At 60.2% G+C, this 21,992-nt stretch carries 19 protein-coding genes, 1 tRNA gene and 1 pseudogene; 9 read left to right on the top strand and 12 right to left on the bottom strand.

Going from position 1 to position 21,992, the window contains the following annotated elements; all coding sequences use genetic code 11:
• Window positions 1-7 precede the first annotated feature (7 nt).
• Both ACVWZ1_RS11395 and frr read right to left on the bottom strand, forming a co-directional pair.
• Window positions 8-2,722: a CBS domain-containing protein gene (locus ACVWZ1_RS11395; RefSeq protein ID WP_457503413.1), complete on the bottom strand. Its 2,715-nt coding sequence runs from the start codon at window positions 2,720-2,722 to the stop codon at window positions 8-10.
• A gap of 235 nt (window positions 2,723-2,957) precedes the next feature.
• The gene (gene frr / locus ACVWZ1_RS11390) at window positions 2,958-3,506 is read right to left on the bottom strand and encodes a ribosome recycling factor (protein ID WP_414351818.1); all 549 of its coding nucleotides are present in this window, start codon (window positions 3,504-3,506) and stop codon (window positions 2,958-2,960) included.
• A gap of 247 nt (window positions 3,507-3,753) precedes the next feature.
• On the opposite strand from frr, the gene ACVWZ1_RS11385 reads away from it, so the two are divergent.
• On the top strand, window positions 3,754-4,332 hold the full coding sequence (locus ACVWZ1_RS11385; protein ID WP_414388156.1) for a hypothetical protein: 579 nt from the start codon (window positions 3,754-3,756) through the stop codon (window positions 4,330-4,332).
• A 13-nt stretch (window positions 4,333-4,345) separates the two neighbouring features.
• On the opposite strand, the gene recR is transcribed toward ACVWZ1_RS11385, so the two are convergent.
• Complete coding sequence (gene recR / locus ACVWZ1_RS11380; RefSeq protein WP_414399715.1) at window positions 4,346-4,945, bottom strand: recombination mediator RecR; 600 nt, start codon at window positions 4,943-4,945, stop codon at window positions 4,346-4,348.
• A 35-nt stretch (window positions 4,946-4,980) separates the two neighbouring features.
• Window positions 4,981-5,316, bottom strand: a complete 336-nt coding sequence (locus ACVWZ1_RS11375; RefSeq protein ID WP_011434432.1) for a YbaB/EbfC family nucleoid-associated protein — start codon at window positions 5,314-5,316, stop codon at window positions 4,981-4,983.
• A gap of 220 nt (window positions 5,317-5,536) precedes the next feature.
• On the opposite strand from ACVWZ1_RS11375, the gene ACVWZ1_RS11370 reads away from it, so the two are divergent.
• Both ACVWZ1_RS11370 and ACVWZ1_RS11365 read left to right on the top strand, forming a co-directional pair.
• Entirely contained in the window at window positions 5,537-6,433 is an 897-nt protein-coding gene (locus ACVWZ1_RS11370; RefSeq protein ID WP_148202782.1) for a carbohydrate ABC transporter permease, read from the top strand.
• Between the two features lie 18 nt (window positions 6,434-6,451).
• Window positions 6,452-7,960, top strand: a complete 1,509-nt coding sequence (locus ACVWZ1_RS11365) for a UbiD family decarboxylase (RefSeq protein WP_457503411.1) — start codon at window positions 6,452-6,454, stop codon at window positions 7,958-7,960.
• Here ACVWZ1_RS11365 and ACVWZ1_RS11360 read toward each other — a convergent pair.
• Both ACVWZ1_RS11360 and ACVWZ1_RS11355 read right to left on the bottom strand, forming a co-directional pair.
• The gene (locus tag ACVWZ1_RS11360) at window positions 7,957-9,168 is read right to left on the bottom strand and encodes an ABC transporter permease (RefSeq protein WP_457503410.1); all 1,212 of its coding nucleotides are present in this window, start codon (window positions 9,166-9,168) and stop codon (window positions 7,957-7,959) included. The two genes, ACVWZ1_RS11365 and ACVWZ1_RS11360, sit on opposite strands and share 4 nt — an antisense overlap.
• Window positions 9,165-10,538 (bottom strand): efflux RND transporter periplasmic adaptor subunit, encoded by a 1,374-nt coding sequence (locus ACVWZ1_RS11355; protein ID WP_414427863.1) that lies wholly within the window; start codon window positions 10,536-10,538, stop codon window positions 9,165-9,167. The genes ACVWZ1_RS11360 and ACVWZ1_RS11355 overlap by 4 nt, the downstream gene beginning before the upstream one ends.
• A 165-nt stretch (window positions 10,539-10,703) precedes the next feature.
• Here ACVWZ1_RS11355 and rplS point away from each other — a divergent pair, with 165 nt between their 5' ends.
• From rplS to ACVWZ1_RS11335, 4 genes are all read left to right on the top strand, one after another.
• Complete coding sequence (gene rplS / locus ACVWZ1_RS11350) at window positions 10,704-11,081, top strand: 50S ribosomal protein L19 (protein ID WP_011434427.1); 378 nt, start codon at window positions 10,704-10,706, stop codon at window positions 11,079-11,081.
• Window positions 11,082-11,148: 67 nt separating this feature from the next.
• Window positions 11,149-11,221, top strand: a tRNA-Trp gene (locus ACVWZ1_RS11345).
• Window positions 11,222-11,293: 72 nt separating this feature from the next.
• Window positions 11,294-12,121, top strand: a complete 828-nt coding sequence (locus ACVWZ1_RS11340; protein WP_457466413.1) for a tetratricopeptide repeat protein — start codon at window positions 11,294-11,296, stop codon at window positions 12,119-12,121.
• Window positions 12,122-12,520: 399 nt separating this feature from the next.
• Window positions 12,521-12,943, top strand: coding sequence for a hypothetical protein (locus ACVWZ1_RS11335; RefSeq protein ID WP_414344534.1), 423 nt, complete (start codon window positions 12,521-12,523; stop codon window positions 12,941-12,943).
• A gap of 151 nt (window positions 12,944-13,094) precedes the next feature.
• Here the strand turns inward: ACVWZ1_RS11335 and ACVWZ1_RS11330 are convergent.
• The 5 genes and pseudogenes from ACVWZ1_RS11330 to ACVWZ1_RS11310 form a co-directional block, all read right to left on the bottom strand.
• Window positions 13,095-13,484: pseudogene (locus ACVWZ1_RS11330) on the bottom strand (6-phosphogluconolactonase); the annotation flags it as partial.
• Between the two features lie 110 nt (window positions 13,485-13,594).
• Window positions 13,595-14,803 carry a VLRF1 family aeRF1-type release factor gene (locus ACVWZ1_RS11325; protein WP_457503408.1) on the bottom strand — a complete coding sequence of 403 codons (1,209 nt, stop codon included), beginning with the start codon at window positions 14,801-14,803 and terminating at the stop codon, window positions 13,595-13,597.
• Window positions 14,804-15,311: 508 nt separating this feature from the next.
• Window positions 15,312-15,506 (bottom strand): hypothetical protein, encoded by a 195-nt coding sequence (locus ACVWZ1_RS11320; protein ID WP_414513933.1) that lies wholly within the window; start codon window positions 15,504-15,506, stop codon window positions 15,312-15,314.
• A 92-nt stretch (window positions 15,507-15,598) separates the two neighbouring features.
• Window positions 15,599-16,330, bottom strand: coding sequence for a 6-phosphogluconolactonase (pgl, locus tag ACVWZ1_RS11315; protein WP_457503406.1), 732 nt, complete (start codon window positions 16,328-16,330; stop codon window positions 15,599-15,601).
• Between the two features lie 86 nt (window positions 16,331-16,416).
• Window positions 16,417-17,424 carry a phosphoribulokinase gene (locus tag ACVWZ1_RS11310; protein ID WP_457503405.1) on the bottom strand — a complete coding sequence of 336 codons (1,008 nt, stop codon included), beginning with the start codon at window positions 17,422-17,424 and terminating at the stop codon, window positions 16,417-16,419.
• A 344-nt stretch (window positions 17,425-17,768) separates the two neighbouring features.
• Between ACVWZ1_RS11310 and ACVWZ1_RS11305 the strand changes: the two genes are divergently transcribed.
• Window positions 17,769-18,659, top strand: a complete 891-nt coding sequence (locus ACVWZ1_RS11305) for a ferredoxin--NADP(+) reductase (RefSeq protein WP_414426212.1) — start codon at window positions 17,769-17,771, stop codon at window positions 18,657-18,659.
• Window positions 18,660-18,943: 284 nt separating this feature from the next.
• On the top strand, window positions 18,944-21,592 hold the full coding sequence (gene leuS / locus ACVWZ1_RS11300; protein ID WP_457503403.1) for a leucine--tRNA ligase: 2,649 nt from the start codon (window positions 18,944-18,946) through the stop codon (window positions 21,590-21,592).
• A gap of 13 nt (window positions 21,593-21,605) precedes the next feature.
• On the opposite strand, the gene ACVWZ1_RS11295 is transcribed toward leuS, so the two are convergent.
• On the bottom strand, window positions 21,606-21,992 hold a 387-nt coding region (locus tag ACVWZ1_RS11295), incomplete at its 5' end, for an RNA-guided endonuclease InsQ/TnpB family protein (RefSeq protein WP_457503402.1).

Here is a 21,992-nt window from a genome sequence, read left to right as displayed (position 1 = left end):
TGCCCTTCTACTTTCTTCCTCGGTATTGAGCTTGCGGCAGGGGGAAGTGTTCTTGTAGCCAGGCTTCAGCTTCTGCCGGGGTGGTGAGTTCGCCGTTTAGGGTGAGATGGCGCAGTTGCTCCAAAATGGCTTGGAAGGGGCGACCTGGCTTATAACCCAGACGACGCAGATCGTGGCCGTTGAGCAGCGGCTTCACCCAGTACCACTCCTGCAAATAGCGCCAGATCAACCGCCGGGCCGGCTTGGGGGCGATCCCAGCCAACAAAATCACCGCCGGGATCCGCAGCCCCTGCAGCAGTTGCACCACCTGGGCCGGAGAGAGGGTGCCGGGATCCAATTGGGCCAACAGGGTTTGGTAATAGGAGGAATGGCTGAGGCGTTCGATGCCTGCTTGGGTGAGGTGGAGTTGGCTGGCCACCTGGGGGGCTTGGGGTAGGGTGAGGAGGAGAGCCTCTAGGCGCAGTTGCCAGATCTCCTGGGATCCCAGCTCAGGATAGCGGCGGCGAAAGTGATAAGCCCAGCGGCCCACCCGTTGCAACCGCCGGCACAGGGAGGGATCCCACTCCAGGTCGGGGTGAATACAGCGCAAAGCTCCCCATTCTGCCAGCCGCTCAAAGGCTTGGGGCCAATCGCGGGCTCCGAGAATATAGGCCAGCTCCTGCTTGAGGCGATCCCCGCCGACGGCATCGTGCAGACCACTGGCCACAGCAGCGCGGATCCATTTTTCTGTGGTCGAGTCCAGGGCGAAGCCCAGGCGCACCGCAAAGCGCACCGCTCGATAAATGCGGGTGGGATCCTCGATGAAGCTGTTGGGGTGTAATGCCCGGATGATCCCCTGTTGCAGATCCGCTTGTCCGCCGAAAAAATCCAGCACCTGTCCTCGCTGGGGGCCGTTGAGGCGCAAGGCCAAGGCGTTGATGGAAAAATCCCGCCGATAGAGGTCTTGCTGAATGGATCCCATGGCCACTTCGGGGGGAGAGGCCGGGTAGGGATAAAACTCCGTGCGGGCGCTGGCGATATCCACACAAAAGCCTCCTGGCCAGATCAAGGCCGCCGTTTGGAATTTGCCGTGGATCTCCAGCCGCGCTTCCGGGAAGCGTTGTTTGAGCGCTTGTCCCAAAATCAAGCCCCAGCCCGGGGGATCGATCCCATCCGGGGCCGAAGAGTAGGGCCCATCCACCACCAAGTCCAGATCCAGCCGCTCCAGGTTGGGCGAGGGCTGCCGTCCCCACCGGTGCAGCAGCAGATCCCGCACCGTTCCCCCCACCAGATACAACCTCAGGCCCTTCTCATCGGCGATGTGGGCGGCCTGCTCCAGCAACTGTCGATGCCGCTCCGACAGGGCCGCGAAGGTGAGATCCAAAGGGCAGGAAAGGGTGGGCAAAGCCAACTGCGGTGAGAGGGCCGGCAACTCGTGTAGGTGCCGCAACACATCGGTGCGAGTTACAATGCCCACCAACTGTCCATCCTGGAGAACCGGCAGGCGGCCAATATCCCACTGCACCATCAACCGCTGAATCTCCGCCAAGGGGGTGTCGGGGGAGAGGGTTTTCACGTCGGTGGTCATGTAGCCCTTGACGGGGGCATGGCCAAACCCGTGATGCAGGGCGATATCGATATCCCGCCGCGAGATCACCCCCACCAGGCGACCTTGAGCGTCCACCACCACCAGGCCGGAATGGCCGTAGCGCAGCAGCACCCGCTGGGCCTCGTCGATGGTGATCTCCGGTCGGATGGTGCGCACCGGAGCCGACATCAAATCTTTGGCCGTCACCGGGGGCGGGATCCGCTCTTGGACAGCCTGCCTGAGGGCCGCCATGACTTGGGCCGGGTCGGGCAAAGGCTGCTCTGGGCTGGCTTTTAACGTGGCTGCTGCAGCACAATCGTGTCCACCGCCGCCGTAGAGGGCCATCACCCTGCCCAACTGGGCAAACTCCTGCCGCGCCCGCCCGATCAGGCTGAGCCGCTCCCCCTGCCGCGCCACCAAGAGCAGCACATCCACTCCCGTCAGATCCATCAGCCGCATCACCAGGCCGGCCAAGCCGGGCACAAACTCCGGCAGCTCCAGCAGCCATTCTCCCAGGCGATACTCCCCCACCTGCTGCACCTGCATCTGGGCCAACCCCTGGCTGAGCAGCTCGCGCATCTCTGGGGTGAGGCCATCCCCCAAAAAGCGCCGCAACAAGACCAGGTTCACCCCCTGCTGCAACAGCCAGCTCAGGGCAGCAGCATCGCGGGCGGTGGTCTCCGGGAAGGTCAGGGATCCCGTATCCATGTGAATGCCCAAAGCCAGCGCCAGCCGCTCAAAAGGGCTGAGAGGGATCCCAGCAGCCTGCAGCCGCTCCACCAGCAAGGTACAGGTGGCCCCCACGGCCTCGATATGACAGTTCACCTGCTGCTGCGGCCAAAAGTTATCCAGTGGACTGGGGTGATGGTCGAAAATCTCAATCTGCGCGCCGGGGACGCTTAACCAAGCGGCAGCTTTGCCCAAGCGATCCGGATCATGACAATCCACAACAATCCACCGCTGCACCTGTCCCGGATCCACAGAGCGCAGCTCGATGAGGGGAAATTCATCTCGGTACAAGGCCAAAAACTCCTGCACCCCCGGCAGGGATCCCCCGGTCAAGGCGATGCGGGCACCCGGATACAGGCGCGCCGCTCCCACCGCCGCCCCCAGGGTGTCGAAATCCGCTGATTGATGGCACAGGATCAGATCCATTGCGGCAAGAGTTGTCGTATTCCGCTCTTCCATCCTGGCCTAAGCCGGGATCCCTCTTGTTGGAATCGGACAAGAAGAAATGAAGGGCTGCTCAACTCCGAGGGGCAAGTGAAAACCTCGAAGCTAAGTTTCAGGACGGGTGTCCGGGTTTTTATCAAAAAATTGGGTCATAACCCCGTCCTACCGCTGCGCAGAAGCAATCCAGTAGAGTGGGGAGGATGCCAGCAAGGAGCCTTCACAGGGTCGTCAGCTCCTTTTCTTTTTCTGCCAGCAGCTCATCGATCTTTTTGATATAGCGGTCGGTCAGTTTCTGGATGGCATCCTGCAAGCTTTTGGACTCATCTTCAGACAGCTCGCCATTTTTCTCTCGCTTGCGCACCGAGTCAATGCCATCCCGCCGGATGTTGCGGATCGAGACTCGCCCCTCTTCGGCCAGCTTGGCCACCTGTTTGCTCAGCTCTTTGCGCCGCTCTTCTGTCAGGGGGGGAATGTTGAGCCGCACCACCTTGCCGTCGTTGCTGGGGGTTAGACCCAGGTCAGAGGCAACAATGGCCCGCTCAATGGCTGCCAAGGTCGAGGGATCAAAGGGCTGGATCAAGAGAGTGCTGGAGTCTGGCGTGGTGAGGCTGGCCAGGGCCTTGAGGGGAGTGGGCACGCCGTAGTACTCCACCTGAATGCGATCCAGCAGGCTGGAATTGGCCCGCCCGGTGCGTACCGTATTAAAGGAGCGCTGTGTGGCTTGCACAGCTTTGTTCATCAACTCCTCAATCTCAGCTAGCTCCACGGGGTTTTCCTCGCTTTCAAAATCAGTTTCCAGATATCAGGCTCTGGCAGCAAACCTGGCACCTCTACGGTGAGCCTGACCTCAATTTTACTGCCTTGTTGGGATCCAGATGGGATCCCGTTCCTCAGAGCTGCACCTGCAGTCGGCGAATTTCTCGCCAGATGCCCCCCAGTGGGATGGTACGAGCTCAAAGCTTCCCCTAAACTGCTCTGCAGTTTACTGCACAACACAGGCACAACAAAGTTTTATGCTCTCTCGCCAAATTGGTTCTTCAACGGCCCTAGCCTGGCTGATCGGCAGCTTGAGTCTCTTGGGTTTTGGAGCGGCTGCGGCAGCCTTAGAGCTGCAGATTGTGTCCCCCAATGCTTATAAAGTGCCCTACCTGGGAATTGATGGTGTTTTCACTCTGGATACGTCCCTGGAACAATCGGCCAACGATCCGCGCAATCCAAAGCGGGTGAAGTTTGAGAAGATGGAGTTCTTCTCCTTCTACGCCGATCTGGAGGGGAAAAAGCCCCTGGCGGAAAATTGTCGCTACGCCTATCGGGGGGCTGCGCCGGATCCCTTCTACTACCCCGATCGTTCCCTCAGTTCCATCTGGGATCTGTTTCAGTTGCAGCCTGGAGCAGACGCCAGTTGCGAGACCTTCACCTACGTGATTCTGCGGGCGCCCCACGGGGATCCGGTGCATATGCACCTGCGCTACGGAGGCCGCAACAGCAGCTTCCAGGAACTTCTGAATATCAGCACTCTGCCGGAGGATCCTGCCAACTTCAACCCCTGGTGGAGCACCTACTGCGCGGAGGGGGTAACCGGCTGCGATTGATGGGCTGGGCGGCTCACAACTCCTGCCGCGCTTCCAGGGCACGGGCCAGGGTAACCTCGTCGGCATATTCCAGCTCGGATCCCATGGGCAGGCCGAAGGCCAGGCGGGTCATGCGCAAGGTGGGGGCAACCGGCTTCAGGTAATCCTTGACCACGTGCATGGTCACCTCTCCCTCTACACTGGGGCTGAGGGCGAAGATCAGCTCCTGCGGTTTTTCCCGTGCCACCCGGGCCACCAGCTCGCGGATGTGCAGTTGATCGACCCCGATCCCGTTCATGGGGGAGATGAGGCCGCCCAAAACGTGGTAGAGCCCCTTGAACTCGCGGGTGCGTTCCATCGCAATCAAATCTTTGACATCGGCCACCACGCACCACAGCAAGGGATCCCGCTGCGGCGAACGGCAAATCTCACAGGGATCCTCCGCCGACCAGTTGAAGCAGATGGAACAGTGCCGAACGGTTTGCTTGGCTTCCAGCAGGGCTTTGGCCAGGGCCTCGATCTCGCCGGCAGGCCGGTTGATCAAGTGGAGAGCTAGGCGCTGAGCGGTTTTGGAGCCAATGCCGGGCAGCCGTTGCAGCTCTTCGATGAGGCGAGCCAAGGGGCGAGTGTACATACAGAGTTAAGCAAGCGGGGTTAAGCAAGTGGGGCTCAACCCAGTCCCAACCCCGGCAGACTGATGTTTCCGGTCAGCTCTTCCATGCGTTTGCGCATCGTCTCGGCAGATTGGGTGTAGGCGTTCACCATCGCTGTCAGGAGCAAGTCTTCTACCACATCCACCGACTCCTGGAGCACTTGGGGATCCAGAGAGACCTTAAGGGGTTCTTGGTTGCCGTTTACCGTCACTTTCACCAGCCCATTGCCGGCTTCGCCGACGATCTCCATCTCTTCCAGCTCTTTTTGCAGCCTTTGAGCGCCATCGCGCACCTCTTGGGCTTTCTTGAGCGCTTCTTGGATTTTGCCGAAGGGGCCAAAGCCTCGAGTCATGGGATCCTCTCTTGGGTTATCCAGATACTGCTGTTCTACTCTACCCGTTTCCTCCCGCCGGTAAAAGCACTCGAAAGTTCAGGCCAGAAGTGCTCCGCACCGCTAAGGCGACCGGCCTTCCTTAGGTTGCCCTTAACTCTGGCAGATTATCCTCTCAAGAGAAGCCGAAGATCGACTCAAAAGCCCATCTGCTCATCGGTGTTCGCCGTCTGGAGGTGCTATGGCTCAATTGTTGCAGGATCCCCGCTCTCAAGTGGCCCAGCCCAATTCAACTTGGGTAGAGCCTTCTCCCTGGCGTTGGCGGCGCTGGATCCCGGAGCGCTGGTATGTGCATTTGGGCCTGGTACTGGCCTGCTTGGTTCTGGGATTTCCGGTGTTGTATGCCCTGATCGTGAGCACCCAGAACAATGCCGAGGTGTTCCGCTATCAATTGACCTTTGGCTCCTCTTTTGCCTTCAACTGGCATCAGGTGATGGTGGCGCGGCACTTGGGCCACTACATGGTCAACAGCACCATCGTGGCGGTGGCAATCACGGTGGGCAAGACGGTTTTGTCGCTGCTGGCCGGGCTGGCCTTTGTGTACTTCCGCTTTCCGGGCAAAGGGCTGGCCTTCGGCTTTGTGCTGATCACGCTGATGATGCCCACCGAAATCTTGATTATTGCCCTGCTGCGATTGGTCACCAACTTGGGCTGGGGATCCACCTACTACGCTTTAATCGTGCCCTTTCTGGCCAGCGCCACGGCCACGTTTTTGTTCCGCCAGCATTTTTCCAACATCCCCCGCGAGCTGGCGGAGGCCGCCCAACTGGACGGGGCCAACCCGCTGCAATTTCTCACCCAGGTGCTGATCCCTTTGAGTTGGAACGCGATTGGGGCGCAGGCGGTGATTCACTTCGTTTACGCTTGGAATATGTACCTGTGGCCCCGCTTGATCGTGCAAGGCCGAGAGCGACAAGTGGTGCAGGTGGGGCTGCAATCTCTGCTTAATCTGGATAGCTCGGCCTCCTATGGCCCCATGATGCTGGGAGCGATCATCGCCAGTATCCCGCCGCTGCTGGTGTTTATTGCGCTGCAGAAGCCCTTCATGAGCGGGTTAGCCCTCAATCGCGACAAGTAAGCCCTTAGGTTCCCTTTCATGCCCAGAGATCTACGCCGTTTTATTGCTCTGCTGGAATCCCGTGGTCAGCTCCGCCGCATTTCCGCGGAAGTGGATCCCGACCTGGAAATTGCCGAGATTGCCGATCGCCTCTTGGCCTGCGGGGGGCCGGCGCTGCTGTTTGAGCGGGTGAAGGGATCCTCAATGCCGCTGCTCATCAACACCCTGGGCACGGTGGAGCGCATTTGCTGGGCGATGGGGATGGAGCAGCCGCAGGAGCTGGAGACCTTGGGGAAAAAGCTGGCCTTGCTTTACCAGCCGCGGCCACCGCGGAGCTTTGCCCAGGCGGTGGAGTTGGGACAAGCTCTGTTTAGCGTACTCAAAGCTAAACCCAGCCGGGATCTGCTTCCTCCCTGTCAGCAGGTGGTGCGGCGGGGAGAGGAAGTGGATCTCACCCAGTTGCCCCTGTTGCGGGTCTATCCCGGCGATGCCGGACGGGTGCTGACCTTGGGCCTGATGGTCACCAAAGACCCGGAAAATGGGATCCCCAACGTGGGGGTGTACCGCCTGCAGTTGCAAAGCCGCAACACCATGACGGTGCAATGGCTGTCGGTGCGGGGGGCGACTCGGCATCTGCGCAAAGCGGCGGCCCTGGGCCAAAAGTTGGAGGTGGCAGTGGCGGTGGGGGTGGATCCGGTGGTGATTTTGGCGGCGGCCACACCTCTGCCGGTGGATCTGTCCGAGTGGCTGTTTGCCGGTCTCTACGCCGGAGAAGGGTTGCACCTGGCTCAGTGCAAAACGGTGGATCTGCAGGTGCCGGCCCATGCTGAGATCGTTTTGGAGGGCACCATCACCCCTGGGGAAGTGGCCCCCGATGGGCCTGCCGGGGATCACATCGGCTACTATGGCCCCCGCAACGAGCAGGCCCCTCTGATTCGCTTCCACTGCTTGACCCACCGCCGGGATCCCATCTACCTCACCACCTTCAGCGGCAAGCCCCCCAAAGAGAACGACATGATGGCGCTGGCCCTGAACCGCATCTACACCCCCATCCTCAGGCAGCAGGTGCCGGAGATTGTAGATTTCTTTTTGCCGATGGAGGCGCTGGGCTACAAAGCAGCCATCCTCTCCATCGACAAGGCCTACCCTGGCCAGGCGCGGCGGGCGGCTTTGGCTTTTTGGAGTACCCTGCCCCAATTTAGCTACACCAAGTTTGTGATCGTAGTGGACAAAGACATCAACGTCCGGGATCCACGGCAGGTGCTCTGGTGCCTGTGCTCGCGGGTGGATCCGCAGCGGGATGTGTTTATTCTGCCGGACAACCCCTTTGACACCTTGGACTTTGCCACCGAAAGACGGGGTCTGGGAGGCAAGATGGGCATTGATGCCACCACCAAAATTCCCCCAGAAACCGATGCTCCCTGGCGGGATCCCCTCACTCCGGATCCAGAAGTAGCCCGCCTGGTGGATCGCCGCTGGGCAGAATATGGCCTGGCGGATCTCGATGGGCAGCCGGCGGATCCCCGCCTGTTTGGATACGATCTCTAGGCCCGCAGGGCCTCAATGGGATCCAGTTGCGCCGCTTTGCGGGCCGGGAAAATGCCAAAGACTAGCCCAATCCCAGTGGAAAGGGAGAACGCCACTCCCACTGCCACCCCATCGACTTGGGTGGCCAAGGGGGTGAACACCTGCACCGCCACCAGCAGGCCGCTGCTGAGGAGGATCCCGAGCACTCCCCCGGTCGCGGCAATGAAAATCGCTTCGGCGGCAAACTGCTGCAAAATCTGGCGGCTATCGGCCCCGATCGCCTTGCGCAGCCCGATCTCATGGGTGCGTTCCGCAACTGAGATAAGCATCACATTCATGATCCCCACCCCTCCCACCAGCAGGGAGAGGGCCGCCGTGCCCGTCAGCAGCACCCGCAACAGGCTCAAAATCCTGGCCGACCCATCCAGGAGCACTTTCTGGTTGCGGATGATGAAGTCATCTTCTCCCACCAATTGGTGCCGCTGGCGCAGCAGGTTGCGGATTTGGAACTCGGCAGCAGGCAGATCGGCTTCAGAGCGGGCCGAGACGAAAATCGCCGTCAGCTCTGTGCCGTAGGGGGAGCGTCGCCCGACCAACTGATTGGCCACCACATCCACCGGCAGAAACACTCCGGCATCGCTGTTGCCAAACACCGTCGGCTTCGAGCGCAAAGTGCCGATTACCTCGAAGGGCAAGTTGTTCAGCAGGACGGTCTCCCCAATAGCAGCGGCGGGATCCAGGCCGAACAACTGGCTGGCGGCATCGCTGCCCAGCACCACCACCGGGCGCTGTTCCTCGATATCCGAGGGCAAGAGGAAGCGGCCTGCCTCGATCTCTAAGTTCAACACCGACAAATACTCCGGCCAAGTGCCGGTGGCCTCGTAGCGGCGATCCACTCCACCTCGCACCGCGCGCACATTGGTGCCCAGGCTGGGGACGGCTGCTGACACGGCAGGCACTTCCGCAGCAATGGCTCGCACATCCTCCAAAGTGAGGGGGCGGATGTTGCCGGCATCGACCAGGCCCAAGTTGGCCGAAAAGACGATCAGCAAGTTGGTGCCCAGAGAGCGAAATTGATCCACCGCCATCTCTTGGGCGGCGTAGCCAAATCCGGCAATGGCCACCACCGCCGCATTGCCGATGAGGATCCCGAGCATGCTCAACCCCGTGCGCAGGCGATGCCGTCGCACCATTTGCCAGGCCATTTTGGCCGCCGTTGCCAGGCTCATGGCTGTTGCTCCGCTCTTTTAATCAAAGTCTCTAGGTTCACCCCAGGAGGCAGGGCAGTAAAGACCCGATCCCCTGCCTGCAGACCAGAGAGGATTTGGGTAACTCCACCCTGAGTGATGCCCGTTTCCACGCGGCGATAGACAGGTTGCCGGCTTTGGGGATCCAGCAGGAGCACGCCTTCCTGGCTTTCCTCCCGGAGGATAGCCACTGAGGGCACCGTCAGAGCCTGAGGCTGGGGATCCCCAATGAAATCCACCGAAACAGTCATGCCGGTGCGCAAAAAGTCGGCCCCAGGCTCCGGTTCAACGAAGACCCGAAAGACGGTTACCTCTCGCACCACCACCGTAGCGGGTGCAATCCGCTTCACCCGCCCCTGCACCAGGCGGTCGGGGTAGGCCAGGGAGCGGATCTCCACCGGCTGACCCACCCGCACCTGGGCAATCTGGGCTTCTGGCACTTCTGCCCGCACCTCAATTCCCTGAGCCAGCGCCAAAATGGAACTGGAAGAAGCTGCGGTGGCATCGGAAGCTGCTGTTGTGGGAGCTACAAAGGATCCCACCTCGGCAAAGCGCTGCACCACCACACCGGAAAAGGGGGCGCGGACTTCGGTGTCAGCCAACCGGGATTGCCGTTGGGCCAGCTCGGCTTGTGCCTGGGCAATTTGGGCTTGAATTTGCTGTAGGGTTTCCGGGCGGCTCCCCAGTTGCAATCGCTCCAACTCCTGTTGAGCAGCTCGCAAATCCGCTTGCGCTTGTTCCAGGCGGGCCGAGCGTTGATCCAGCTCGCTGCGGGCTACCACCCCCGCCTGCACCAGGGCCTGGATGCGCTCTAACTCCCTCTGAGCCAAGTCCACCTGCGACCGGGCAGCATCCACCCTGGCCTGGGCCGCCGCGATCACCTGGGGGCGCTCTCCGGCCTGTTGCTCCGCTAGACGGGCTTGCAACTCTTGAATGCGGGCTTGGGCTTGGCGAATGCCACTGGCGAGATCGCCGTAGTCCATCCGGGCCAATAACTGCCCTGCCACCACTTCATCTCCCTGATCCACCAACAGTTCCGCCAGGCGACCCGACTCGCGAGGGCTGACATTCACCTGGCGGAGCGGCTGCACCTGGCCGCTCACCCGCAGGCGTTGGGTGAGATCCACCACTTGAACTGGGACTGTTAACCTTTCCAGCCGTTCTGCCCTCTGCTGCTGAAGCTGACGCTGGATCAGGAGACCGCTGCCCCCTAGGCCGGCCAACAGCAAGCCCAGGAGCATCCAGCCGAAGGGAAATCTCTGGCGGCGGGGTTTGCTTTGCGGCAGAGGCTGCTCTGCAAGCTTGGGAGTAGACAGGGATCCCGTCTTGGGCTCATCGGTGTGCAGGATCACAAAAGTCTCCCGTTTGTAACAAAAGCTTTATCTTTGTCTAGCCTATTGGAAAAATGGGGGAAGCGTAAACACGGTTTCCCGCCTCTTGAGGTCTATTCGGCCAGCTCTGTACAAAAAACAGGGACGATTGCTACGATGGTTGACTGCCGGTAGCGCGGGAAGGCCATGAACGTTCGCATCAACGCTGAGGAGATCATCCGCTCCATTGAAGCTGCCCAGATGAAGCCGGATCTGCCGGAGATTCGGGTTGGCGATCAGGTACGGGTGGGAGTTCGCATTCAAGAGGGGGGCAAGGAGCGGGTACAAGCCTTTGAGGGCACGGTCATTGCCATGCGCCACTCCGGTATCAACCGCACCATTACGGTGCGCAAGGTTTTCCAGGGAATCGGCGTGGAGCGGGTTTTCCTCATTCACTCCCCGCGCATCGAGTCGATTCAGGTGCTGCGGCGAGGTAAAGTGCGCCGGGCCAAGCTGTTCTATTTGCGGGATCGGGTGGGCAAAGCCACTCGCATCAAGGCTAAGGCAGAGAGCCCAGATAGTTGAGGAACAGCTCCTCTGAAAATTAGGTGTACCTGCTACACTGGGTAAGCGGGTGTAACCTTTGGCCAATGCGTCCTTAGTTCAGTTGGTAGAACGTCGGTCTCCAAAACCGGATGTCGGGGGTTCGAGTCCTCCAGGGCGCGCTAACCGTCAGACCCCCTTCTGTGGCGATGGCTTCAGGTGGAAACACCCCATCCAAGGTGGTTTTTGCAGCCATGAAGTCCGTCAGTGTACCCAACCTACTCCCTGCGCTGCTGCTGGGGCTGCTGTTTTGGCTAGGGATCCCTATCTGGCCTGGATCGGGTGTGGTGGCAACGGCAGCGAGCAACAGGGTAGATCACGAGATCGATCGACTGTTTGAGGAGGCCTTTGCGGCTACTCAGAGGGGAGATTTTGCCCGGGCGGAAACCCTGTGGACTCAACTGTTGCAGATCCAGCCGGACAACCCGGCCCTGTGGAGCAACCGGGGCAACGCCCGTGTCAGCTTGCACCAACTGCAGGCAGCTCTGGAGGATTATGCTGAGGCCATTCGTTTGGCCCCTGAGGCACCGGATCCCTATCTCAACCGAGGGGCTGCTTTGGAGGGGTTGGGGCGGTGGCAGGAGGCGATTGCCGATTATGAGCGGGTGTTGCAGTTGGATCCCAACGATGCGGCGGCCTACAACAACCGTGGCAATGCGGAAGCAGGGCTGGGCCAATGGCAACAGGCTTTGGCCGACTACCGCCGCGCCACAGAATTGGCTCCCGACTACGCCTTCGCTCAGGCCAACTATGCTTTGAGCCTCTACCAGGTGGGTGAAACAGAAGCTGCTCTGCGCTTGATGCGGGCTCTGGTGCGCAAGTACCCGAAGTTTCCAGATATGCGGGCTGCTCTCAGTGCCATCCTTTGGGTGCAGGGTCGGCAAGGAGAGGCCGAAAGTCATTGGGTGGCTGTGCAAGGGCTGGATCCCCGCTACGCCGACCTGGAATGGGTGAAAACCGTCCGCCGTTGGCCACCGGCGATGGTGGCAGCTCTGGAGCGTTTCCTTTCTCTCAAGTCGTGAGGATCGGGATCGCGTCGGAGATACCCTGGGCCTTGGCTCTGCGCATTGGCGAAACGGTTGCTGGGGATCCCCGCAGCCAGAGTCTCAGGTTACATCCTGTCTGGGGGGATGGAGATTGCTAGATTGGGATCAAGCCGAGGGCGGATTCCAGCAGCAGGCTTAACCCAGAGCCAAGAGAGCGCAGAGGGATCCCAAAGGCTTTCAGCGAGCTGTGAAAAAAACTGTGTAAGGGATTGCTTCCTGCGACACCTTTTCGCCTTCTTCTTCGTCTGTTTCAGTCCTATCGCGGCGCGTGGTATCAACGTGAGTGCAATGGCTTGTTTCTCTCGCTCTTCTTCCTTCTTCCCTGATGGGAGAGGGAGGCTGCGAAATCACTGGAGCTGGGCAGGGCTGTTGCTCATGGTTCTGCAGCTTGGGCAACCCGCCGTGGCTCAGACGGAAACCCGAGTTTGGAGCGGAACCGGCCAAATTTTGAGCGGCCAGGGGCAGGGGGCGACGGTGCAATTGATCTTGGAAACGGGTGGCGGGCGTATCTGGAGCCAATCGGGGCCGGCTTTGGATGCACCCTTTTCCGGCGGCCATATTTCGGTAACCAGCGGTGATGGCACCTGGCAAATTCAATCGCAAGGGGATCAGTTGTTGGTCACCTTTTACCGCGGCGAGCAGATCATCCGCTGGCAACTGCGGCCCATGGGCGAGATCCCCAGCTCTTCTCCTTCTGCGCCATCCAGCTCCCTGAGCAGTGACTCCGCCCAGCCCGTAGCGCTGCCCGTCCAAGAGCTGGTGATTCCAGTACTGAAGAATTTGCCCGGCAACCCCTGAGGGATCCCTGCCCCGCCGGTTCTCGACCCATGAAACCTGGTGCGTTGGCCGCTGGGGCTATCAAACCTGTGGCCACTGGAATGGGCTGGGATGATTTTGGGGGCGGTGGGCCTGGGGATCCTATCCCATCGGCAGTTAGCCCGCCTGTTGTTTAGCTGAGCAGCGGGACACAGGGCAGGGGCAGTTGAGCCGCTGCCGCCGCATCCAGCAACCACAGCAGCCGTCCTCTGGGGTTTACGCGCTGGCAGGGTAGGTGGGCCTCGGTGGTCAGCGCCTCTTTCACGATGGGGGCTTTGTTCGCTCCGGTTACCAGGAACACCACCTGGGCTGCTTGGTTCAGAACAGGATAGGTCAAGGTTAGACGCGGCTCCTGCCCTTTTTGCCCCACCGTCACCCAGCGGTGCTGCACCTGCAGAGCGGCGGTGTCGGGAAATAGAGAAGCTGTGTGGCCGTCTTCCCCCACCCCCAGCCATACCAGGTCGAGAGAAGGGCACTCTGCACCGAAAATCTGCCGCAGGGTCGCCTCGTATTCGGCAGCATCGCGAAGGGGATCCCTCGCTAAACAGGATGGGCCAGATTATGCTAGCAGCCTACACCCTTGCTCTGGGATCTAGCTAGAGGGTTGGGCCATCCCTGCTCAAGTTGCTAGACCTACCAGCGCAGCAGCGCCGCTGCTCCCTGAAACTCGTGGAGCAAGCGCTCTTCAGCTTCGCCGCGAACGAACTCCAGTTTAGCGCCAAAATCGCGGCCTAGCACCCACACCAGATCCCGCAGGGGTGCCGGCTGTGGCTCTGGGCAAAGGAGCTGGGCCATCTCCTGGGTTCCTCCCACAAAGCCGTCTGGGCAGCGCCAGATGGTGGCCTCTAGCCTCCAGGGCAGGACAAGGATTTCCACCCGGCCTAGCTGGAGGGCGTCCAGCACCGCATCCAAGCCCCAAGCGCCGGGCTGCTCTCGAATCCGCTCCAACAAAGCCAGCTCTCCTCGGCGCTCAGCGGCCTCCAGGACGGGTACCACTCGGTCGAGGATGTCTTGCGGCGTCGGTGTGTGAAGGTTGGCGGGGTGCCCCACCCGCGCGACGATGCGGTTGCGTAGGCCGCGGTTGAGATAGCCCTCAAAGTGGGACACCTGCCAGGCTTCGCCCATGAGCACCAGCCGCTCAATGCCCAGGCGATCCACTGCCTTATCCAGGGCGGAAGCCAGGTGCAGGTAGAGCTTGTGCATCCAGAGGCTGACCTTGGCCGCCTCCCGCTCCTTGGGGGAAAGCTTGTCGAAGGTGCCACCGCTGCGGGCGCGACGTTCGGCAACGGCATTTTCAATGCGGCCGGCCAGCTTCTGCAGTTCCTGCCATTCCTCGGCGCTGATGTTGGCAAAGATTTCCGTGTCCTCTCGCAGTTCTCCCAAAAAGAGCTCGTAGAAGCGCCACCTGCTGCCAGACAGGTGCAACACCCCACCCCGCTCGTATTCATCAAAGGCAAAGAAAAGGGGCGTGAGGTAAGGTTCCCCCCAGCGGGCCTCCACCCGCCCATGGGCCAGATCCACCACCGGCAGCTCCACCTGCAGGTCGATTCGGCGCAGCACTGGCTTGCCGGCGGGATTGCGGCTGGCAAAAAGAACCAGGGTGCGGGCTGAAGGGCGCTCCTGCTCTACTAGAGCAAGGACTTGCTCGCAGAGGGAGTTATCAGGCTTGCTCTCCTCCCTCTCCAGCAGCTCCTTGAGGGTATTCTTGATGCGCCTCACCCAGGCGCGACCCGCATTTTCGGGACGAGCAGGGTTGGTGTCGGCATATATCGAGACCACGGGCTTGCTGCTGTCGTCAAAGGCAGCTTGCAGATCCTGGATCAGGGTGTTGAGTTCGTCCATGGTCTTGAAAAGGGGCGTCGCTGGGGCTCAAGCGTAGCAGAAATAAGATAAATAAGATTAAGGGAAAGCGAGGGATCCGGCCCTAGCTGAAGCCCAGTTGGGCTCGGCTTTGAGGAGAAGCTTCTAGCATAGCCCGCGCCTAGAGCCGAGCGGCTGCGCTGCCCTCCAGATCCGCTGGCTCCGATTGGTCTGCCGGCGGCGGAGTCTCCTGTAGCTCAAGGGCCAAGAGAGTTTGGATCCCGTGTCAGCGATGCTGCAGTTCAGGGTGCGTGGCTCTGGCTGTACCGGGCGACTGTAGGGATATTCGGCCGACTCCAGGGGGAGAGTGGCAATTGGCAAGCTCCTCTCCTTTGGAAAACCAGCTGCAAGGCGGCCCTTGGCAAGGGTGTTGCCCAAGCTGAGGAGGTGGCCAAGGCGGTTGAGGAAGCCCTCTAAAGAGCTGTCCGCCGCGCAAGCGCCCAAGTTTGTCTGGTGCCAGAGGCTGAGCTGGAGCTCCTTGAGAACCTGGCTAGGCGGCGCGGCTTCTTTCCTCTCCCTCCAGGTGGACTTGCCCTTCCAGCAAAGCCAGGGTCAGCCGGTCAAGGGCCTCCAGATCCAATTCGTCGTAGAACCATTCTTGGAGAAGAAAGCAGATTTGGGATTCTTGTTCGCGGGTGAGGCAGGCACTCTGGAGAACCGATTCGACAATTGGGCGAATGGACATGGGGCAGCGCTCTAACTCAGCTACCCCTATGAAATTCAGAAGGAGGGGGAGACAGCCGTGATCCAAGTCAAATGGCCATCCTCAGTCAGGGCCTAGCCAAGCAAGCCCACTGCCGGCAGGGGCAACTCTGCCGCCGCTGCCGCATCTAGCAGCCACCGCAGCCGCCCTTTGGGGTTGACACTCTGACAAGGCAGGTGGGCCTCCGTCGTCAGCGCCTTTTTGACAATCTCGGCTTTGCTGGCTCCGGCAACCAAAAACACCACCTGGGCCGCCTGGTTTAGGACAGGATAGGTCAGGGTCAGGCGCGGCTCCTCTCCTTTCTGCCCCACGGTTACCCAGCGGTGTTGCACCTGCAGGGCGGCTGTGCCGGGGAACAAGGAAGCCGTATGGCCGTCCTCCCCCACTCCCAGCCAGATGAGATCAAAGGCAGGACATTCGTTGCCGAAAATCCGCCGCAGGGTCGCCTCGTATTCCGCTGCATCTCGCAAGGGATCCCCTGCATGGGTAGGCATGGGGAAAACTTGAGCCGCCGGGATCCCGATCTGCTCCAGCAAGGTTTCCCGCACCATACGGTAGTTGCTCTCAGGGTGATCCGGGGGAACATAGCGCTCATCCCCCCAGAACAGCCAGGTTTGTTGCCAAAGGATCCCTGGGGTTTGGGCCAGGGCAGCATACAGCTTCTTGGGGGTGCTTCCCCCGGCCAAGACCACCGTAAAGCGTCCCCGCTCGCGAATGGCAGCGGCTGACCGACCTTGCCAAATCTCGATGGCCCGTTGGATTAAGACGGGGCCCTCCGGAAAGATCTCCAACTGGAATCCCTGCATACACCGAAGCCCTACTGCCGACCTATGCTGGGTCAGCCGACCTGCACCAACACTTTACCGAAGGGATCCCCTAAGCGGGGCAAACACTAGGAAGCCACCGCCAGCTCTTTGGCTTCTGCCCGAATTTGCTCGTAGAGGGCGCGCAGCTTCAGGCCCACGATGATCTGAATCAGACCAGAGCCATTGCGGGATCCCGGGTATTCCGGGTGCTTGCGCAACAGTTCCGTCAGCTCGCCATAGTAGCGGGTGGACAGGTTGCTCAGGTGGTTCTCGATGTAGATGACCTCTTCCAGCTTGTCGAAGGTGCCGTCGATCTCCAGAATCGAAACCGGGTGCTCGAAGTAGGTGGAAGGGCCATAGTGGAGGCGGATCCCTGGGTAGGAACAAGTCAGCTTTTTGCCGCAGGGGATCCAATCGATGGTGGAGCCTTCGTCAAAGAGATAGACATGGTCGAAGTACTTCACCCCTTCCCGCTGGATCAGCCGCACCCGCAGTACTTTGTGCTCTGGATCCAGCTCCGGCAACAACTGGGTAGGCAAAACCTCAATGACGGCATCGGCGTACTGCTTCTGCACATCGACATAGGCTTCAAAGTCCGGGCGGCGAGCCTCGATTGAGCGCAACACATCTTCGTAGGTGTGGCCCCGCTCGGCCATGTCCCGCTTCACTTTCCAAGCAATCTTGATCTCTGGGGCCAGATCCAAGTACACCTTGAAGTCCAGCAGCTCGCGCACCCGCTCTTCATACATGGGATGCAGCCCCTCTAGGACGATGATGCGGTTGGGCTCCACCAGCTCCGGCGGGTCAATCAGCCCCGTCTCGTGGTTGTAGATGGGCTTCATCACACTTTGGCCGTTCTTAAGCGCCTTGGCCTGCTCGTACATCAGGTCGAAGTTGTTGGCGCGGGGATCCAGCGCCGTGATGCCCTTCTCTTTGCGCTGGTAGCGATCCAAGGAGTGATAGTCGTCCAGACAGATGGTGGTAATCAGATCCCGGCCAAACAGATCCCCCAGCCGGCGTAAAAAGGTGGACTTGCCACAGCCAGAATCTCCGGCGACACCAATCATCACAACACGATTAGGACTGCTTGCCATGGGAACTCCTTGGGGACGGGCAGGGCAAAACTGAGAAAAAGGCTCTAAAAAGTTACCAACTGTTACGGCCTTGCATGATACCAAATGAAGCCGTTACCTCACAACCCGCTTGTGGGCCAGAGAGGTGGGCACCCTAAGCAACAATTTAACAAAAAATGCATATTCTTGGCCGATGGGCTTGGCTGAGACCCCTTTTCCAGGGTTGCCGCTCTCAGGATCGGCATAGGGGTCTGGTGAAGGTCGTCTGCTGTTCTTCTGGCAAGTTCCGTTTGAGCAGCCGGGCTGCTATGGTGTTTGCTATCTGTAAACTCATTTCCTCCCAGAGCCAGGAGCAGATCACGGTTATGGTTGCCAGCGCAGAAAAGCGAGAGGTTGTCGTCAATCTGTATCGTCCCAACGCCCCCTTGATCGGCCAATGTGTGGAGACCTACTCCATTGTCGGCGAAGGGGCACCCGGACTGACTAAGCACATTGTGCTCAGCTTGCCGGATCCCAACTACCGCTACCTAGAAGGGCAAAGCGTCGGCATCATTCCTCCTGGTGAAGATGCCAAGGGCAAACCCCATAAGCCCCGCCTTTACTCGATCGCTTCCACTCGCTTTGGCGATGATGGGGAGGGGCGCACCGTCTCTTTGAGTGTGAAGCGGGCCGAATATGTCGATAAAGAGACGGGCCAACCGGGGGTGGGGGTCTGCTCCGGCTTCCTCACCGATTTGAAGGCAGGCGACGAGGTGATGATCACGGGGCCATCGGGGAAAACCTTCCTGTTGCCTGAAGATGAGAATGCCAACCTGATCTTGATCGCCACCGGCACCGGCATTGCCCCTTTTCGCGCCTTCATCAAGCACCTGTTTGAAGAGGATCCCAACTATCAGGGCAAGATCTGGCTGTTCTTTGGGGTGCCCACCACTTCCACCTTGCTCTACCACGGGGATCTGGAGGCCTGGAAAGCCCAGTACGGGGATCGCTTCCGCGTCGATTACGCCATCAGCCGCGAGCAACAAACCCCCGATGGCAAGAAAATGTACGTGCAAAACCGCATGGCCGAGTACGGCGCCGAGCTGTGGGAGATGCTGCAACAGCCCAACACCTACACCTACATCTGCGGCCTCAAGGGGATGGAGGACGGGATCAACAACGTCATGGGGCCTTTGGCCGAACAAGCCGGTCAGGATTGGAGCAAGTTCCAGAAGGAACTGAAGAAAGCAGACAGGTGGCACGAAGAAACCTACTGATCCCTGCTTGTCGGGTTTTCAGAGCCAAAGGGATCCCGCTCCTCTGCAAGGTGCCGGATGAGGCTATCCGTACCGTGTGGTCGATGGGCAATAGTTTGTGGCACAGGCTGGGCAGCTAGGGGACAAGAATGTGGTGCAGGAGCTCCTTTCCCGAAGTGCTTCGTGAAACTCGTGACCAGAGCCTTGCCCGAGAGCTGTGCTCCGCCGGCGCGATTGGCGTGGGGAGTATGTCAAAATGCTTCTATCTCCCAGCGTGAGCGCTTTTTTCCCAGGAGCATCGAACCGTGGACGCGCGCTACAATCCCCAGGCCATCGAGAGCAAGTGGCAAGCCCACTGGCGTGAAATCGGGCTGGATCGCACCCCAGAGCTGAAGGACGGGAGCCGCAAATTTTATGCCCTGTCCATGTTCCCCTATCCCAGCGGCAACCTGCACATGGGGCATGTGCGCAATTACACCATCACCGATGTGATTGCCCGCTACAAGCGAATGCAGGGATACGCGGTGTTGCACCCGATGGGCTGGGATGCCTTTGGCCTGCCGGCGGAGAATGCCGCCATCGACCGGGGGATCCCACCGGCCAAGTGGACCTACCAAAACATTGCCCAGATGCGGGATCAGTTGCAGCGGTTGGGCCTGTCCTACGACTGGGAGCGGGAGATTACCAGTTGTTCGCCGGACTACTACAAGTGGACGCAGTGGATCTTCCTGCAATTTTTGCAGGCGGGCTTGGCCTACCAGAAAGAGGCGGCGGTGAACTGGGATCCGGTGGATCAGACGGTGTTGGCCAACGAGCAGGTGGATGCGGAGGGGCGTTCCTGGAGATCCGGCGCCCTGGTGGAAAAGCGCATGCTCAAGCAGTGGTTTTTCAAAATCACCGCCTATGCCGACCAACTGCTGGCGGATCTGGAAAAGCTCTCCGGCTGGCCGGAGCGGGTGCGCACCATGCAGGAGAACTGGATCGGCCAATCGGTGGGGGCTAAGGTGATTTTCAAAACCGAGGCAGGGGACGAGCTGGCAGTGTTCACCACCCGGCCCGATACCCTCTGGGGGGCCACCTTCATGGTGATGTCGCCGGAGCACCCCTTGGTGGACAAGCTCACCACTGCCGAGCAACTGCAGGCCGTCAGAGCCTATCAAGCCCAGGCCGCTGCCCGCAGCGAGATCGAGCGCAGCGCTGAAGACCGGGAAAAGACAGGGGTTTGGACGGGATCCTACGCCATCAACCCCGTTAACCAAGAGCGGATCCCCATCTGGATTGCCGACTATGTGTTGATGGGCTACGGGACGGGGGCCATCATGGCTGTGCCTGCCCACGACCAGCGGGATTTCGAGTTTGCCCGCAAGTTCGGCCTGCCCATCAAGCGGGTGGTGCAGCCGCCGGAGGGTTCTCCGGCCTCAGCGGATCGCGCCAGCGGGACGGAGTCCTCAGAACTGCAGGCTGCCTGGACGGGGGAAGGGGTGATGATCAACTCTGGCCCCCTAGACGGGATCCCGGTGGGCAAAGGCCCAGGGCAAAGCGTGGAAAGAGCCATCGCCTGGCTGGAAGCCCAGGGGCTGGGGGAAAAGCAGATCAACTACCGCCTGCGGGATTGGCTGATCTCGCGGCAGCGCTACTGGGGTTGTCCCATCCCGGTGATCCATTGTCCCCACTGTGGCATTGTGCCGGTGCCGGAGAAGGATCTGCCGGTGCTCTTGCCGGAGGATGTGGAGCTGACGGGGCGAGGGGGATCCCCGTTGGCCCAGTTGGAGGACTGGGTGAAGGTGAAGTGCCCCACCTGTGGCGCGGAGGCTCGCCGGGAAACCGATACCATGGACACCTTCATCTGCTCGTCGTGGTACTTCCTGCGCTTCAGCGATGCCCGCAACGACCGAGAGATCTTCCGCAAAGACCGGGTGAACGCCTGGCTGCCGGTGGATCAGTATGTGGGTGGCATTGAGCACGCCATCCTGCACCTGCTCTACTCCCGCTTTTTTACCAAGGTGTTGCGGGATCGGGGGCTGCTGGATTTTGACGAGCCGTTCCTGCGTCTGCTCACCCAGGGGATGGTGCAAGGGCGCACCTACTACAACCCCAACAAGTCCGGCAAGGATCGCTGGATCCCGGCAGCTCTGGTGAAGGATCCCGACAACCCCACAGATCCGGAGACCGGCGAACCCCTGGAAGTGATCTATGCCACCATGTCCAAATCCAAGGGCAACGGCGTGGATCCCGAGGAGGTGCTGGCCCACTACGGGGCGGATACGGCCCGCATGTTTATCCTCTTCAAGGCCCCGCCGGAGAAGGATCTGGAGTGGGACGATGCCGATGTGGAGGGGCAATTTCGCTTTCTCAACCGCGTCTGGCGGCAGGTGTACGAGTTTGTCGTTCGCGGTAGCGGGACGGAGTCCTTGCAGAGCGGGGCCCCAGAGCTGTTGCCGGCCAAGGTCGAGGTGGGATCCCTGACCAAGGCGGAAAAAGATCTGCGCCGGGCCATCCACACCGCCATCAAGGAAGTCAGCGAAGATCTGGAAAAGGATTATCAATTCAACACCGCCATTGCCGAGCTGATGAAGCTGAGCAATGCTCTGGGGGAGGCCGGGATCCCGGATTCGCCGGTCTATGCAGAGGGGATCCGCACGCTGGTGTTGCTGATGGCGCCTTTTGCCCCCCATATTGCGGAGGAGCTGTGGCAGGCGCTGGGGGGCGCAGACTCGGTGCATCGGCAGTCTTGGCCCAGCTATGACCCGGCAGCGCTGGTGGCCGACACGGTGACCATTGTGATTCAGGTGAACGGCAAATTGCGCGGCTCGTTTGAGGCCCCTGCCGAGGTAACGCCGGAGGAGCAGGAACAGTTGGCCCTTCGGTCAGAAGCAGCGCAGAAATACCTGGAGGGGGCAACACCCAAAAAAGTGGTGGTGGTGCCGAAAAAGCTGGTTAACTTTGTCCTGTGACATACTCCCGCACTCATGCTAACGCAAAGCGCTCCGCGCCGCTAAAGCGAAAGAGTGCGGGCTTCAAGGACTCCGTCCCGCTGACGCGAACAGTGACTCCTGTGAAGGACATTTCCTGAGCTTTGAGAACGGGATGCCCCACCGCTCTGTATTTGATGTTTATCGCCGCGTTGTGGTCTCGGCCTAGTTCCAGTCCACAATGCGGGCAAGAGTGCCATCTGTCTCGAATGGTTTTCGGTACTTTCTGACCACACTGAGAACAGTTTTGGCTTGTGCCGCTTGGATCCACTGCAATCGCCCTCAGTCCAGCTCTTTCAGCCTTGACTGCGAGGATTTGCAGGAATTGCCCCCACCCAGCGTCATAGATGGATTTCGCTAGTCGGGTTCTCGCAATACCTTT

This window comes from Thermostichus sp. MS-CIW-25 (assembly GCF_054060015.1).
Note: the sequence above shows the minus strand (reverse complement) of the source record. Positions and strands in the feature narration are given on the sequence as shown.